Consider the following 16,502-nt stretch of genomic DNA (forward strand, 5'->3'; position numbering starts at 1 on the left):
ATCCAACACGACCCGGCCCCGTTTCCCCCCGACGGAACCGGATCCAAACGCAGAGAGGACCCCATGCACACACGTAGCCTCTTGACTCTGGGAATCCTGCTCGGCCTGGGCGCCAGTGCGACCAGCTGGGCGGCCCCCCAACCCGCTTCGCGCTTCGGCGACGAGCTGCCGGCCCCCGTGGTGCTCAAGGGCGGCGGCCTGGCCAGCGACGCCTTCGGCGATCCCAATGACTTCGGTGCCGCACTGGCAGCGGGCGCCGACTACCTGGTTCGCGCCCAGGCGGACGTCACGGAAGACAACGCGGGCAACGGCAGCCTGGACAGCGATCCGGACGACGCGGGCTGGGATTGGTTCGGCGTGGCGCCCGTGTTCCAGCACAGCGCGGCCACCAGCCCCAAGAACACCATGGGCGAGACTGCCCAGGGCTTGCTGAAGGCCTGGGAGATCGATCCGCAACCCACCTACGCCACCGCGCTGGCGGACGTGGCCGACTACATGATCGCCGTGGGACCGGCCGTGGTGCGTTCCGCCAGCGACGTCATCTTCCTGCTGGATTACGCGCCGCACGCCGCCAATCCGGCGGCCTGCCGCAGCGCGGCCCAGGCCATTTGGCAACACCACTTGACCACGCACGGCAGCGCCACAGTCTTTGCCGAAGCTCTGCGCGACGAGCGAGGCATCACCCAAGGCTATCCCAACGGCATCATCGGTTGGGACCTGGGGGGCTGGGCCGTGGCCGTGCAGAAGCTGCACGAGGCGTTGGGTGGCTATGCGGCGGACGCCGACGCCATCGCCGAAGTGATGTGGCAGGACTCCTTCAACCTGAACCCCGGCCTCTTCCAGCCCGCCAACGCCACCTGGAGGGATTACGACGGCTACGCCGAAGTGCGCACCTGGTGGTATACCCTGGGCATCACGGGATTGATCGATGCCTTCGCCGCCACCGGGACCCACACGGAGATGCTGCCCACCCTGCAGATGATCCTCCTCGAGTGCATCTACCCGGATGGTGCCTTCAGCTTCTGCTACGGCGCCACGCCGCTGGCCGACGACCGTGACTGGCAGACCACGGGCTACGCGCTGACCACCCTGGGCACCCGGCTGAGCGGCATGGGCGACCAGATCGCCGATGCGGCGCATTGGTTGGCCTCCCAGCAGGACGCCAGCGGGGCCTTCCTCTACAGCGACAACAGCCACTACCCCAGCGTGGTGGCGCAGTGCGTGGCGGGCATGGCCCAGAGCAGCGTCTACATGGTTCACCAGGAGCCGCTCTACGACCACCTGGCCGTGGACAACGGCGCGCCGCACACCGATCAGGTCACCACCAACTATCGTCTGGGCGCAGGCAGTCTGGCCTATCGCGCGCTGACGGTCTTCGTGGACTACGATCCCGCCGTGCTGGCCCCCGTGGCCATCACCCCGGTCTGGTCCCCGGATCCGGGCAACGACACTTTCCAGCACAACCTGGCCTTCAGTCCCAACGGACACCTGGAAATCACCATCGCCATCCTGGGCCCGACGCCCGGCGTGAGCGGCGCGGTGCCCAGCCTGTTCACCATCACCTGGGACGGCCTGAGCGAGGACGTCAATCCCGGCACGGCCGTGCACATCGCCCAGGTGGTGATGCGCGACCCGTTGAACCAGGACATCTTCTGCGGCCATGGCGCGGACGTGGAGATCGACGTGGACGACAGCGTGCCCACGCTGGACGCCACCACGGCGGCCCTGGAATGCGTCAACGACGATTTCGACGTGGACTTCAGCGCCGGCGACAACGTGGCGCTGGACTACATCGAGTACTCGCTGAACGGCGGCGCCAGTTGGCTGCCGGCGGTTCTCGGCTTGAGCGGCCCCGCGGCCACGCCCAGCTACACCGTGCCGGTTTCCTCGATGGGCGACGGCGACTATTCGATCATCTTCCGGAGCTGGGACGCGGTGGGCTACGTGTCCGATCCCACCGACCCGATTGAATTCCACATCGACCACAGCGCGCCCTCGGCGGCCACGGGCCTGACGGCCATGCCGCGCGACCACTCCGTCCGTCTGACCTGGACGGCGGGCAGCGAGCTGGACGGCTACAAGCTGTTCCGCGCCAAGCGCGCCGCCGCTTATCCCTATCCCGCCGGACGCCCCGGCCTGTCCGCCTGGCCCGCCGACTACACGCAGATCGACGTGCTGGGCGCCGGCGTCACCGTCTATGACGACGACGACTTCCCCACGGACACCTATGCCAGCCGCGGCATCTACGACTACGTGCTGGTCTCCACCGACTGCGTCAACGCGGACGCCGCCAGCACCCCCGCCAGCGCCACCAACTATTTCCTGGGCGACTGGGCCATCGACGGGAGCCCCAGCCCGGTGTACGGCAGCTACGACGGCTTCGTCTGCTTCCCGGACCTGCAGGTCCTGGGCAACCAGTACGGCAACCTCTCCAGCGCGGCCAATGAAGAGATGGACGTGGCCCCCACCCACAACATGGGGCGCTTTGGCCTGCCCGGCCCCGACGGCCGGCTGAACTTCGAAGACCTGATCATCCTGGCCATGAACTACCGCCTGTGCGGCACCAGCCCGCTGCTGCAGATCCGCCGCGGCGAGGAAGCCGGCCGCCTGGCCGACGCCGCCGGCCTGCGCCTGGCGGGAACGGGCGCCCTGCGCCAGCTGCTGCCCGACGGCAGCCTGCTGGGCCTGAGCGCGCAACTGCAGACGGAAGCCGAGTTGCTCTCCGCCACCAGCACCCAGGGCACGGTCCTCTTCTACCGCACGGCCACGGGCTGGACGGTGGACGTGGTGGGCCTGAACGAGCTGCTGGGCTCCGACAGCGTGATCCAGCTGGTCTTCGACCGCGACGCCGCGGTCAGCCTGGTTTCCGCCGAAGGCCGCAATGAGTCCAACGGCGTGCTGGCGCTGACCGGTTCGACGGACGAGGCGCCCGCGCAGCCCGCGGTGTTCGCCCTCTCCCCCAACCATCCCAACCCCTTCAACCCGGTGACGACCATCCGCTACAGCCTGGCCACGGACGGCCCGGTGCGGATCCGCGTCTTCAACGGCCTGGGCCAGCAGGTGGCCCTGTTGCAGGACGGCCCCCAGAGCGCTGGCGCCCACGAGCTGAGCTTCGACGGCTCGGCCCTGGCCAGCGGCCTCTACATCTGTCGCCTGGAAGCCCAGGGCTTCACTGCGCAGCAGAAAATGATGCTGGTGAAATAGTCCGAGAAGGGTGGCCGGCCGGAGTCCGTCACGACTCCGGCCGGCCGGGTCACCACGCGGCGCCGCATTTCCCCGCCGGGCCGCGCGACAACAGGAGCATGTGATGAAGCGTTATCAATCCTTGGGCTTGGCGCTGCTGGCCTTGCCGCTGCTGCGGGCTGGAGTGTCTGCCACTGTGGTGGACGCAGGCTGGGAGGCCTTCGTCATCCGACTGGGCTCGACCACCAATGCACCCCCCATCATCCAAAACAACAATGCCCACGTGCCGAACGCCGTGGAGTTCGTGCCTTTTGAGGGCGGCCAGAAGGCCGGCCTGGGCACGGATCAGATTAGTGGCCAACCGGTCAGCCGCATTCAAACCCTGCACATCGACCGATTGGACAATGTGGCCAACTCCGGATCGCTCTACGGTCCCTACATGAATGTCTGGATCACGGACGGCCTGGGTCACTATGCGGTGATCGCCAACGAGCCATCCGATGCGGAGTGGGCGGACAGCCGCTGGGATGTGCCCAACTGGGACTTCCTCAAAACCAAAGTCTGCAAGGTCTACGAAACCCCCGGCGCCTCCACCTACACCAGTTGGGTGCACAACTTGGTGGGCAACCATCCGCTCACCTTCGAAGACGTGGGCGAATTGATCATCGAGGCCCCGCCGGTTGCCTACATCCTCAACCCGGCCAATGGCGTGGGCGGCGGCGCTCCCGATGTGCTGGGCACCAATCAGGCTTGGGGCTTCAATTGGATCTTTGGCGACACGGCCAGCAACTATGTGATCTACGGTGGCGAAGGTTTCGTGGTGGACAACTACACGGTCGACGTAATGCCCGTGGCCAACCTGACCCAGGGCCTCTACTACACGACCATCCAGGCAGCCATCAGCGCGGCTGCACCGGGCGATGTCATCGACATCGCCGCTGGCACCTACCCCGAAGGGCTGGTCATCGACAAGAGCCTCACGCTGCAGGGTCCCAACGCGGCCATCAGCCCCAACATGGGCGCCCGAGTTGCCGAAGCCGTGCTTGCGCCGGTGGGTAACACGCACGCCATCCAGGGCACTGCAGCCGGCATCACGGTCACCGTGAAAGGCCTGACCTTCAATCAGGCAGGAGCGAACGTTGATTATCGCTTCGTCAACGTGATCAACCAGCTCAACAACACGTGGACCTTCGAGCACAATGCGTTTGTCAATGCACCGGAGTGCATCAATGGCAACTGGTACTTGACGGGCACCATGGGCGACCTGTACTTCAACTTGCTGGACAACTATTTCGCAGGCAGTGCCTCCTCCAACGGAATCTCGCTGTGGGGAACGGGCACGAACCACGTGGACATTCGTGACAACACCTGGGAGAACAACCAGAGCTGGGCTCTGAATCTCAACCACGTCCACGGCACCATCAGCGGCAACACCGTGCGCGACACGGACCTGGACAGATCGGAGTGGTGGATCGACCAATCCGGCTTCATCATTGCTGGAAACAACAACGACCTGGTCGTTTCCAACAACACCTTCACCGATCTGGGCGCCCATGCCGTCAACATTTACGACGGCTTTGATGGCACCCTGTCCGTCACGGGCAATGCCTTCAACCGCTGTGCGAGCGCCGGCGTGCGTGTGCGCGTGATCGGTTCCCCCCTTCCCGACATCACGGACGTCAACGTGACTGGCAACATGTTCGACGGCAACACGCTGGCCGTGGAGAACAACGGCACCCAAACCCTGCAGGCCATGGGCAATTGGTGGGGAGACAGCAGCGGCCCGACCCACGCCAGCAATCCCGGCGGAACGGGTGACCCGGTCACCGACCATGTCCACTTCGCCAATTTCCTGACCTCCATCTACAACATCACCCAGAGCCTCAGCACCGACTGGATTGCCCTGAACCCGACGGGCACTCCGACCACCACTCAGCTGACCGTGGCCTGCGTGCCCACGGGCACTGCCTGGCGCGGCGTCAATGTCACGCTGACCTACGACGCCGACGCGCTGGACCTCACCACCTTCGAATTCCTTTTCACCCACGATGACGGCCCGCTGATGTACTGGACCGAATCCTCCCCGGGTGTCATCGACGCCAGCATCACCATCCCCGGACTGACCGCCGGTCAGACCTTGCCGGAGGATCTCTTCCGCCTCACCTTCGACGGCATTGCCGCGGGCGACACACCCCTGCACCTGGCCTCGGCCCTGGTGCGCAACCTGAGCAACCAGCCCATCACGCCAGTAGGGTTGGATGCCGACGAGATTCTCACCGTAGACGGCAGCCTGCCGGTCATGTTCATCGATACCAACCCCACGGGCGGATTGGTGGAGTGCCTCAATCCGACCAGTCTGGTCTATGCCCTGTCCGCCACGGACAACGTGGGCCTGCATGAAATCCAGGTCCAGGTGACGGACGTCGGCGGCGCGCACGCCTGGACGACCATCGTCAGCAACCTCTCCACCCCCATCCGTGACACGGATTGGGACGGCACCTGGACCTTCCTGCCCGCCGGCTATCTGGACGGAACGATTACCGTGTCCTTCCGCTGCTACGACGGAGTGGCCCAGGTCTCCTCCGTGGTGAGCGACCAGTTCACCCTGGACCGCGTGGCCCCTGTGGCCCCCGGCACCCTGGACGCCGATCCGGCCTTCCACGCCTGCAACTTGAGCTGGATCGCCCCGGGCGACCAGACGGGCTACACGCTCTTGTGGAAGAAGCGGACGGGATATCCCTACGCGACGGGCTTGCCCACCGCTTGGAACGGCACCGATGATTCCTACAACGGTAGCGTGGCTGTGCATGTTGACTCTCTGGGCAAATGGTTCTCCACCGACAACACCTACGCCGCACGCGGTGTCTACGACTTCGTATTGAAGGCCACGGACTGCGCGGGCAATAGCACGCGCAGCGCGGTGTTCTCGGCCACCAACTACTTCCTGGGCGACGTGACCGGTCCCAGCACCTATGACGGCTTCGTGGAATCCTACGACCTGACAGTGATCGCCGCGGTCTACGGCTCCATCCCCACCACCAGCATCGGGCGCGAGATGAACGTCGGCCCGACGCACAATTCCAGCAGCTACGGTCTGCCGGCTTACGGCGTGACCAACGCCCTGGTGAACTTCGAGGACCTGATCATCTTCGCCATGAACTACGGCCCCACGGGACCGCAGCTCCCGGTGGACCAGTTCTCCACCGGCACCCCGGCCCTGACCCTGGCCCGAACGGGCGAAGACTACAGCCTGACCCTGGACGGCCAGCTGAAGGGCTTCAGCGCCCGCTTGGAGTGCGAGGCGGCCCTGCTGAGCGCCTCGGCGGACTTCCCGGTCTTCTTCTATCGTGACGGCGGCGCCTGGATCGTGGACGCCGCGTCCTTCGGCGGCAACCTGGTGGACGGCAGCTGTGTCACGCTGCACTTCGCCGGCAAGGCCAGCCCCGTGCTGGCCGCGGTGGACGGCCGCGACAACCGCAACCAGGCCGTGGCGGTGACGGCCAACGACCTGCAGAGCTCGCTGCCCACGCAGTTCGCCCTCGAGCAGAACTACCCGAACCCCTTCAACCCCACCACCACCATCCGCTACGCGCTGCCCGAGGCCGCCCAGGTAAGCCTGGTCCTCTACAACGCGCTGGGACAGGAAGTGCTGACGCTGAATCAGGGTTCGCGCGAGGCCGGCTTCCACGAGCTGCGCCTGGACGGCAGCCAACTGGCCTCGGGCGTCTACATCTACCGCCTGGAGGCGGGACGCTTCGCGGACCAGAAGAAGCTGGTTCTGGTCAAGTAACACACGAATGCGGCCGGCCGGCGCTCCGCGATGGGTGCCGGTCGGCCGGCTTCATCTGCGACGGAGCCCGCGACCGTCGTGACACAGGGAGAACACCATGAAACGACCGTTATCGTGTCTGCTCTGGGCGGCCCTGCCCTTGATCGCCAGCGAGGCGTGGGCAGCGACGCTCTTCGTGCCGACAGATTACACGACGATTCAGGCGGCCGTCAATGCCGCTAGTGCCGGGGACATCATCGAGATTGCCGCCGGCACCTACATGGAGCAGGTTGTGGTCAACAAGGCCCTGACCTTGAATGGGCAAGACGGTGCCGTCCTGAGCGGCACCGGACTACCGGACCAATGGACCACCGGCGTGAAGATCAAATCGGGCAACGTCACGTTCAACAATCTCGACGTGACCAACTACACCCAGGACGGCATCATCGTCGGCTATGAGGCGAGCATTCCTGGCAGCCTGTCCAACGTCCACATCACGAACTGCGCCGTCTCCAACATCCAGCCCGGACACTGGGGCTTCGGCATCTACGTGGGCTATGAATCCGAGGGATTCAACTACCCGATTCCCAAGCTGACCACCCACCTGGATTACGTGGGCCTGGTGATTGAGAACAACGAGATCTACAACACAGCCAGCTCCGCGCTGGTGATCCAGTCCGTCACGTCCAGCGGCAGCGATTTGCTGGTCCGCAACAACAACATCCACGACAACGTGACCAATGACGGCATCTGGGTGGAGACTGCCCGCAACCTGACCATTGAGAACAACATCCTGGACCACAACCTGTGGGGAATTGAGTTCACCTGTTTGGCTGAGTCCTGGTACACCTTGAACGGCCCACGTGGACCGCAGGACGTGACTGTCCGCAACAACTGGATCACCAACAGTCTGGCCGAGAGCGTCATCATTTACAATGGGTGGCCCAGCACGTTCTTGTTCGAGGGGAACCACTTCCAAGGCAATACCAATGACTTCAGCCACCTCCTAGAGGCCCCGCTGAATTGCAGCGGCAATTGGTGGGGAAGCGACACCGGGCCGACCGTGACCGGACATCCCGGCGGAACCGGCGAGTCCATCACCGGAGTTGGCGCCGGCCAAGTCGACTTCACTCCCTGGCTGGCGACGGGCACGGATGTGAATCCCGGTCTCCTGGGTTTCCAGGGTGACTTCAGCAGCCTGTGGGTGGATGACGACAGTCCGCAGACGGGCGCTGTCCACCGCATCCAGGAAGGCATCGACGCCGCCACTGCAGACGGCACGGTCTCCGTGGCCGACGGAAGCTATCCCGTCAGTTCCACACTTTACATTAACAAGGCGCTTACGCTCAGCGGTGAGTCCGAGGCAGGAACCGTTCTGCTGTCGAACACCGGCTCGGACGGTTATTGCGTTTTGGTGTCCGCCGGTGGCGCCGCACTGGAGAACTTCACCATCCAGCGGGCCACCGCAGCCCCGACCACCCGCTCGGGCTACATGATCCATGCCAGTGGCACACCCAACGTGTTGGATGGCCTGGCCATCCGCCACGTGACCGTGCAAGGGTCCGGCGCCATCGCCCTGCACCGGGCCGGCATCGATGTCCACGGCTACGACAACGTGGTCCTGTCCCACATTACTTCGCGCGACGCCACTTATGGCAATGGCATCCAAATCACTGGCTGCCACCATGTGGCCGTGGACAACACCACTACTACGAACAACACCTGGGGCAGTCTGTCCATCTACTGTTCCCAGCCGCTCAATCCTGATCGGGCCTGTGACGACGTGTTCGTGGACGGCTCTACTTGCACCTTCGTCGAGGACAACGTCTTCATCGAGAACCAGTACGGCCTGACGAGCACGAACATCAACGTCGCCGGCTACCAGTACTGGCTGCGTAACAGCTCCTATCGCGCAGGTGCGACAAGCTTCATCCATATCCAGCCGGACCTGGCCACGGCCCAGGCCTTTGCCGCCGTGGTGTTCGCTGGACATGAGGTCCACACCTCTTTCCAGCGCACCTCGGATTGGGCCTTTGAGGTGCTGCCGGGGATGAGCATCCAGGCCGCCATCGATGCAGCGACGCCCGGCGACGTGATCAATGTGGCCGCCGGCACCTACGCCGAGGACCTTCGTGTCACCAAGACTGTGGACCTGCGCGGCCCCAATTACGGCATTTCGCCGAACACGGGCTTGCGGGTCGCTGAGGCCATCATCGTGCCCTTCACCAATGCCCCCGAGGGCGGCGGAACGAGCGGGGGCGAAGTGGTTCACGTGCTGGCCGGCGTGGACAATGTCTCCATCGACGGCTTCACCATTGACGGCGACAACCCCTCCCTGCCCGCCAACGGCTTGGGCTGGAGCGGCGCCGACATGCATGCCGTCGAGGGCGTGACCACCTATGAGGACAACATCGACGGCCTGCAGATTCGGCACAACCTCTTCCAGAATCTGGTCTACTTCGCCGTGACGATTTTCGGCGGCAGTTACAGCGCCCCTGCCACCAGCGGTCATGTGGTGGAGGACAACCTGTTCCGGGACCTGGGCACCTATGATGCCGACAACGATTACAACTTCTGGGGCGGTGGTGTGCTGCTTTACAACAGCCAATACGCCGCTGTCACCAACAACGTGATGAGCAACGTGCGCACGGGCATCCAGACCGGCAACTTCAGCCGGGCGAATCCGGGAGCCGCTGCCTATCAGGTCATCGGTGCCAACACCATGTCCACGCGTCGCACGGGCATTTTCCACAACCTGCACTATGGTCCCACGTCCCCCTATACGCTCTCGGGGAACACCATCACGGCGATCACCGACGCCAACGAGACCAAGTGGAGCGGCATCACGCTGGGATCTCTGAGTGTTCCCAGCACGACTCTCAACAACGTCGTGGACGGCACGGGTGCGCCCGCCAATTCGTCTGGCATCCAGGTCTGGAACGTCAAGAGCATCAGCCCGGCCACCATCAGCGGCGGCAGCGTGGCCAACGTGGCCGCGGGCATCTTCCTCAACAACTTCGAAGGCTATTCCTCCAACGCCGACGACGGCGCGCACGCCACGCTGGACGGCACGGCCATCACGGGTGCGACCACGGGCATCCGCGTGTTGGACAGTCCCAGCAGCACCACCCACGCCGCCGTGCAACTGGCCATCGGTGCCGGCGTCTCGGTGACGGGCGGCACCACGGGCCTCTCCATCGAAAACGCCACCGCCTCGGTGACCAGCCTGGGCAACCTGGCCCTCAGCGGCCAGAGCGGCGACTATCTGGCCCTGGTGAACAACGCGGGCAATCTGGACGCCACGGGCGTGAGCTTCGGCGGCCTGACGGGCGCCACGGCCAGCCTGGCCCAGAACTACGCCATCGAGCACAAGCTGACCCACAAGCTGGACAACACGGCCCTGGGCCTGGCGCGCGTCAAGGCCGGCGAAGTCTTCGTGACCTCCACAGGCTCGATCCAGCGCGGCATCGACGCGGCGGACGCGGGCGATCAAGTGGATGTGCAGGCCGGTTTGTATTCCGAGCGCATCGTGGTAGCCAAACCGCTGACCCTGCTGGGTGCGACGGAAGCCATCACCAAAATGGGCTACGCCGTTCCGGCCGGTTACGCTTGGAATCCTGCGGTGGAGTCCATCATCGACTATCCGGATCCGACGGGCCTCCCCGTGGACGCCTATCCGGTGGACATCGCCAGCGATGACGTGACCTTCCGGGGCTTCGTGGTCCAGATTCTCAATGCGCGGACGAACAGCGACCATCTGCTGCGAGTCAACGCCCAGATCCCGGGCGGCACCGGCACGACCCTGAACAACGTGGTGGTGGAAAACAACGTGCTGGGTCCGGTCACCAACGTGACCAGCCAGGACGGCAGCAAGGGCCGCATGGGTCTGTACCTGGCGGCGCCCAGTTATCCCGCCAACCGGCAGGGCATCACCAACAGCCGCTTCGCCGGCAACAAGATCTTCGATACCCGCGGCAACGGGGACACGGTGTTCATCTGGGGTGCGGCCGAGTCCTATGCCTCCACCCAGAACGCCGACTTCACGGGCACGTACATCGAGAACAATGAGATCAGCGGCTCCCACCGTGCCGGCATCGAGTTGGCCGGCGGTATCAGCAACCTGACCATCCGCGACAACCGGATCACCAACTGCAGCAGCACCAACGGCGGGCCCAGCGACGCCAATCTGAAGTACGGCAGCGGCATCGTGGTCATTCGCATGGGCGCGGACAAGGCATCGGCCACCGCCATGGGCGCGGCAAACCTGACGATCACGGGCAACGAGATCCAGGGGAACGAGAAGCACGGCATCTATCTGGGACCCATCAACAGCGGCCACCTGATGGATGGCAACGTGATCACCGGGAATGGCCTCAGCGGCGTGACGGTGGACCTGAACGAGGCCTACTATGGCGGCACGGCTCTCCCGGTTCTGGGACGCACGTCTGCCCTGAATGCCTCGGGAAACACTCTTGCCAGCAATGGCGTGGGCGCCTCCGTGGCCGGCGTTCCCAGCAATGGATTCAGCCTGCAGGCCAGCAACAACTGGTGGGGTGACATCAGCGGCCCCTATCATGCCGTCAACAACCCGACGGGCACGGGTAACGCCGTCACGGACTACATCACCTTCCAGCCGTGGATGCAGGCCCAGGCGCTCATCGCGCAGGCGATCAACGTCAGCCGCATTTCGCTCGACGACAACGGCACGCCCTATCCGGACAAGGCGGTGGTGACCTACAGCGTCACGCCCATCCCGGGAGTTCCGGTGCGCGGCATGGACGTGGTGGTGACCTATGATCCCACCCAGCTCAGCCACGCGGCGCCCGTTCAAATCCTGACCGCATCCCCTGACCCGATTCCGCAGATGGTCTACTTCAACTTCTACGAGAACACGCCGGGCGAGCTGCACCTCAGCCTGTCCATCATGGGTGCCACCGTGGGCATGACCAGCACCACGAACCTGTTCTCCCTCGAGTTCAACGGTCTGCCCCAGACCCCGCCGACCATCACGGAATTCACCGCGCAGCTCGAGTTGGCCTCGGCCCTGGTGCGCGGTCTGCTCAACACGCCGCTTCCCTGCACCACGGGCGCCGCTTTGGCCCTGCAGGTGGACGGCACGCTGCCCAGCGCGGTGGGCATCGACGGCACCACGCCGGCGCAGGATTGCGTGAACGGCAACATCCTCTACGACCTGTCGGCCTCCGACAGCTACGGGCTGGGCAAGATCCAGTACCAGATCGGCGGCACGGGCGGCCTGTGGACGGATGCCGTCACGGGCATCGCTGCCGCCTCCTATGACGGCACCTGGCTGTTGAACATCTCCAGCCTGGGCCAGGGCGCCCGCACCATCTACTTCCGCACGGTGGACGCGGTGGGCAACGCCGGCACGATCTACAACAGCGACGACTTCTTCATTGACACGGTGGCTCCGGCCGTCGCGGGCCTGGATGCCGATCCCGGCTATCACCAGGTGCGACTGGACTGGAACACCCCCGCGGGCAACACGGAGATCAAGATCTACCGCGCGCTGCGCGGCACCTATCCCTTCGTGGGCGGTCGTCCGTCGGCCCGCCTGTGGCCCTCCCAGTTCCCCGGCACGCCCATCGCCACGCTGGCGGCGGGCGCTGTCACATACGTGGATCAATTCACCTATGACATGCTGGCCACCCGTGGCATCTACGACTACGTGGTGGTGGCTTCGGACTGCGTGAACCCCAGTGCCGCCACGGCCGTGGCCTCGGCGACCAACTACTATCTGGGTGACTGGGCCAAGCAGGGGCTGCCCGATCCGGTCATTCCCGACGACTACGACGGCAAGGTCAAGTCCGCCGACATGACCCGCCTGGCCGGCGTCTATGGCACGCATCCCACGGCTGCCGTGCGCGACCTGGACATCGCGCCGACCCACGACTGGTCGAGCTATGGTCTGCCCGGTCCGGACAACTGGATCAACTTCGAAGACCTGATGATCTTCTCCATGAACTACGGGTACAACGGTCCCGAACTGCCGAACCTGTCCACCCCCGCCGGCCCCTCTCCCGAACTGCGTCTGCAGCCGGGTGAAGGCCTGCAGGAGCTGGTCCTGACCGGCACGCTGAAGGGTTTCAGCGCCCGTTTGAGCTGCGAGGCCTCCCTGCTGGAAGCGAGCGCGGACTTCCCCGTCTTCTTCTATCGCGACGGCATGGAGTGGGTCATCGACGCCGTGTCCCTGAGCGGCCAGCTGGCCGACGGAAGCCGGGTGGGCCTGCGCTTCGGCCAGGGCGCCCAGCCCGAGCTGACCAGCGTGCTGGGTCGCGACTTCTCCAACCAGTTCGTGGATGTGCTGGCCGTCAACGGCAGCCCGCTGCCGACGGCGTACACGCTCGAGCAGAACTACCCCAACCCCTTCAACCCCACCACGACCATCCGCTTCGCGCTGCCCGAGGCCGCTTCCGTGAAGCTGGCCGTCTACAACGCGCTGGGACAGGAAGTGGCGGTGCTGGCGCAGGGCGCCCGCGAGGCCGGTTACCACGAGGTGCGGCTGGACGGCAGCAACCTGGCCAGCGGCATGTACATCTATCGCCTGGAGGCCGGCCGCTTCAGTGAGCAGAAGAAGCTGGTCTTGGTCAAGTAGAGTGGTTGCGGACGGGGGCGGAGCGCCGCCCCCGTCCCCTTTGTCTCACATGAACTGCGAATTGCACAAGGAGACCCGGTATGCGCGCCCTGCTGTTTTCCTTGACGGCTCTCCTGCTGGGACTCCGCCCCGGCCTGGCCCAGACGCTGGAACTGACGGTGGAGCCCCAGGTGGTCGAACCTGACGAACTGATCACCCTGGAGCTGAGAGTGGACACCGCCGTGGCGGACCTGCGGGGCTACACGCTGGACCTGCATTACGACCGCGACCGGGTTTCGGTGTTCTCGATCTACGAAGGCGGTCTGATGCTGGCCCACACGCCCACCTTCTTCTACTGGGAGGATTCGGGCGCCAACGGCAACAGCGTGATCCACATCGACCACGCCATCCTGGGCGGCACCGTGGGTGCCAGCGGACCCGGTGTGCTCTGCACGGTGGTGCTGCGCGCCGAGGACTGCGGCATCGAGACGGTCTGGGTGGACAACGCCCTGTTCCGCGACATGGAGAACGCACCCCTGGCCGTCGGGCTGGGCGGCGGCGTGGAGCATCAGGTCTGCCAGGTGCCGCCGCTGCAGATCACGCGTCTGACCGACGGACGCATGCGCCTGACCTGGGATCGTGGGCTCAACGTCGACGAATACCACCTCTGGACGCGCGAGCGCTGGTACCAGCCCTGGCTGTACCTGGCCACCACCACGGACACGTTCTGGGTGGATCCGGGCACGCCGGGACCGCAAATGCGCCTCTACCGCTTGACCCTTCTGCACCATTGATCCTCCCTGTCGCTGCGTAGGGATGGATCCGCCCGCGCGGATCGTCCAGGCGACTGCCGCAGGACCGCCCCCGACCGCACGCAACGGCCGGGGGCTCTTTTTTGCCGCCGGCCTTGCTCCTCCACCCGTCACGCATTATTATTCACCCGCATTAGTCAGTTGATTAAATCGGATGCCCACATGAGTTGCGTTCCGGCCGCGAAGACCGAACCACCGGTCAGACCCTCCGCGGCGCCCGCCCCGCCCGAACACCTGAGCCAGCCGGACCCGGAAAGTCCGGCGGGGCGCATCTACCTGGCAGCCCGGCTCTGCTTCGCCAAGCAGGGCTTCAAGGGCGCCACCACCCGGGGCATCGCCGAGGCCGCAGGCGTGAACCAGGCTCTGGTCCACTACTACTTCGGCAGCAAAGCCGCGCTCTATCGGCGCGTGCTGGGCGTGGAGATCCGGCAGATCCTGCGGCACCAGACCGAGGGCCGGCTGGGGGTCATGCCCCTGAATGAACTGCTGGTGGGCTTTCCGGGCCGCCTGGTGGGCTGGTTTCGCCAGCATCCGGAGGTCGCCAACCTGCTGCGCAGCGAGATCGGCGCGGGCGGCCGGGGTCTGCAGGAGATCATCCAGGAACTGGGCGTCCACGGCCCGCTGGGCATCCGGCGCCAGGCCAACGCCATGCAGCGCGCCCACACGCCCGCCGGCGCCCTGGACCTGCCGGTGGACCACGTGCTGGCCTGCATCCTCTCCCTCAGCTACGGCATGATCCTCATCGCCCCGCTGCTGGAGACGGTCACCAGGCTGGATCTGAGCCACGACAACCAGTGGAAGGGCCTGCAGGCCAGCCTGGAGCACCTGCTGCGCCACGGCCTGATTCCCAAGGAGAGCGCATGAGAACCCCCATCCGCCTGGCCGGACTCCTGCTGGCGCTGGCACTCGCGACCGCCGGCGACGCCCGGGCTGACAGGCCGCCCAACGACCTGAGCCTGCCCAGCTTCCTGCAACTGGCCTGGACAACCAACCAGCGGCCGGCCGCGGCGCGCAGCGAGCTGGAAGCCGCCCTGGCCGCCCAGGCCCAGGCGCGGGCCCTGCGCGGCCCAACCCTCGGACTGGAAGTGACGGGGGGCTGGGTCAGCCGGACCCAATCCCTGGAGATGCCCGGCCGGAGCATCGAGTTCGGCGACGGCAGCACCGTCGACGCCGCGCTGCAGGCCGGCTGGACCTTGTACGCCGGCGGGGCGCTGGAGGCCGGCGAGCGCCGCGCCGCCAGCGAAGCCCTGGCCCGGCGTGAAGAGCAGATCGCGGACAGCCTGCGCCTCTCCGCCGAGCTGCGGGCCGCCTTCCTCTCCGCCCTGGCCGCCGAATCCATCCGGGCGGCGGCGGAACTGGGTGTGTCACGCCTGGAGCGCCTGCAGAGCGAGGTGAACACGCGCCTGGCCGAGGGCACCACCGGCGAGGAGGCCATGCTGCTGGTGGAAAGTCGCCTGGCCCAGGCCCGCCAGGAATTCGCGCTGCGCGACGGCGACGCGCGCGCCGCGCGGCTGGAGCTGGGCGCGCTCATCGGCAAGCCGGGGGCCGCCGTGATCCCCAAAGGAGAGCTGGAGACGCCGCTGGAGGGTGTCGAGGCGGGGGCCCGCCGGCTGGCGACGCTCGCCGCGCTGGACGCCCGGCTGCGGGCCGGCGAGGCCCTGGTGGGCCAGCTGGGCGCCTGGCGCCGGCCGCGGGTTGAGGCGGGGGCCGGCTGGCATCTGGCCCGGCCCGGCGTGGATCCCATCCGCAACGACTGGATGGGCTACGCCAGCGCCAACCTGCGCGTGAAGTGGAGTCTGTGGGACAACCGGCTGGGGCAGCTGCGCCAGGCGGAGGCGCGCAGCCAGCGGAAGGCCCTGGAGCACCGCCTGCGCGAGGCTGAGCGCGAGACCGGCAGTCTGCTCGAGCGCTGCCGCGAGTGGGTGGGCGCCGCCTTGACCGCCTGGGATGAGGCCGTGGCCCGCGAAGCGCTGGAGACGCGCCGACAGGGGCTGGTGGAGGCCCGCTGGCGCCTGGGCATGGCCACGGAACGGGACTGGCTGGACGCCCAGGACGACCTGCGCCAGGCCCAACTGGATCGCGCCCTGGGCGCGGCGCGGCTGCGGCTGGCCGAGAACCGCCTGCTGCAGGCCATGGGACGCTGAGT

At 66.1% G+C, this 16,502-nt stretch carries 6 protein-coding genes; all 6 read left to right on the plus strand.

Annotated features, from left to right (window positions below; all coding sequences use genetic code 11):
* The first annotated feature begins 63 nt into the window (after positions 1 to 63).
* The 6 genes from WC326_14025 (at position 64) to WC326_14050 (ending at position 16,500) form a co-directional block, all read left to right on the plus strand.
* The gene (locus tag WC326_14025) at positions 64 to 3,204 is read left to right on the plus strand and encodes a T9SS type A sorting domain-containing protein (GenBank protein ID MFA7332182.1); all 3,141 of its coding nucleotides are present in this window, start codon (positions 64 to 66) and stop codon (positions 3,202 to 3,204) included.
* Between the two features lie 103 nt (positions 3,205 to 3,307).
* Positions 3,308 to 6,973: a T9SS type A sorting domain-containing protein gene (locus WC326_14030; protein MFA7332183.1), complete on the plus strand. Its 3,666-nt coding sequence runs from the start codon at positions 3,308 to 3,310 to the stop codon at positions 6,971 to 6,973.
* A gap of 97 nt (positions 6,974 to 7,070) precedes the next feature.
* Entirely contained in the window at positions 7,071 to 13,565 is a 6,495-nt protein-coding gene (locus WC326_14035; protein MFA7332184.1) for a right-handed parallel beta-helix repeat-containing protein, read from the plus strand.
* Between the two features lie 80 nt (positions 13,566 to 13,645).
* The gene (locus tag WC326_14040; protein MFA7332185.1) at positions 13,646 to 14,338 is read left to right on the plus strand and encodes a cohesin domain-containing protein; all 693 of its coding nucleotides are present in this window, start codon (positions 13,646 to 13,648) and stop codon (positions 14,336 to 14,338) included.
* Between the two features lie 180 nt (positions 14,339 to 14,518).
* Complete coding sequence (locus WC326_14045) at positions 14,519 to 15,220, plus strand: TetR/AcrR family transcriptional regulator (GenBank protein ID MFA7332186.1); 702 nt, start codon at positions 14,519 to 14,521, stop codon at positions 15,218 to 15,220.
* A complete protein-coding gene (locus WC326_14050; protein MFA7332187.1) occupies positions 15,217 to 16,500 on the plus strand; it encodes a TolC family protein in 1,284 nt (427 codons plus the stop codon). The genes WC326_14045 and WC326_14050 overlap by 4 nt, the downstream gene beginning before the upstream one ends.
* Positions 16,501 to 16,502 lie beyond the last annotated feature (2 nt).

It is taken from the genome of Candidatus Delongbacteria bacterium (genome assembly GCA_041675285.1).
In the GTDB taxonomy this organism is placed as follows: Bacteria; CAIWAD01; CAIWAD01; order CAIWAD01; family CAIWAD01; genus CAIWAD01.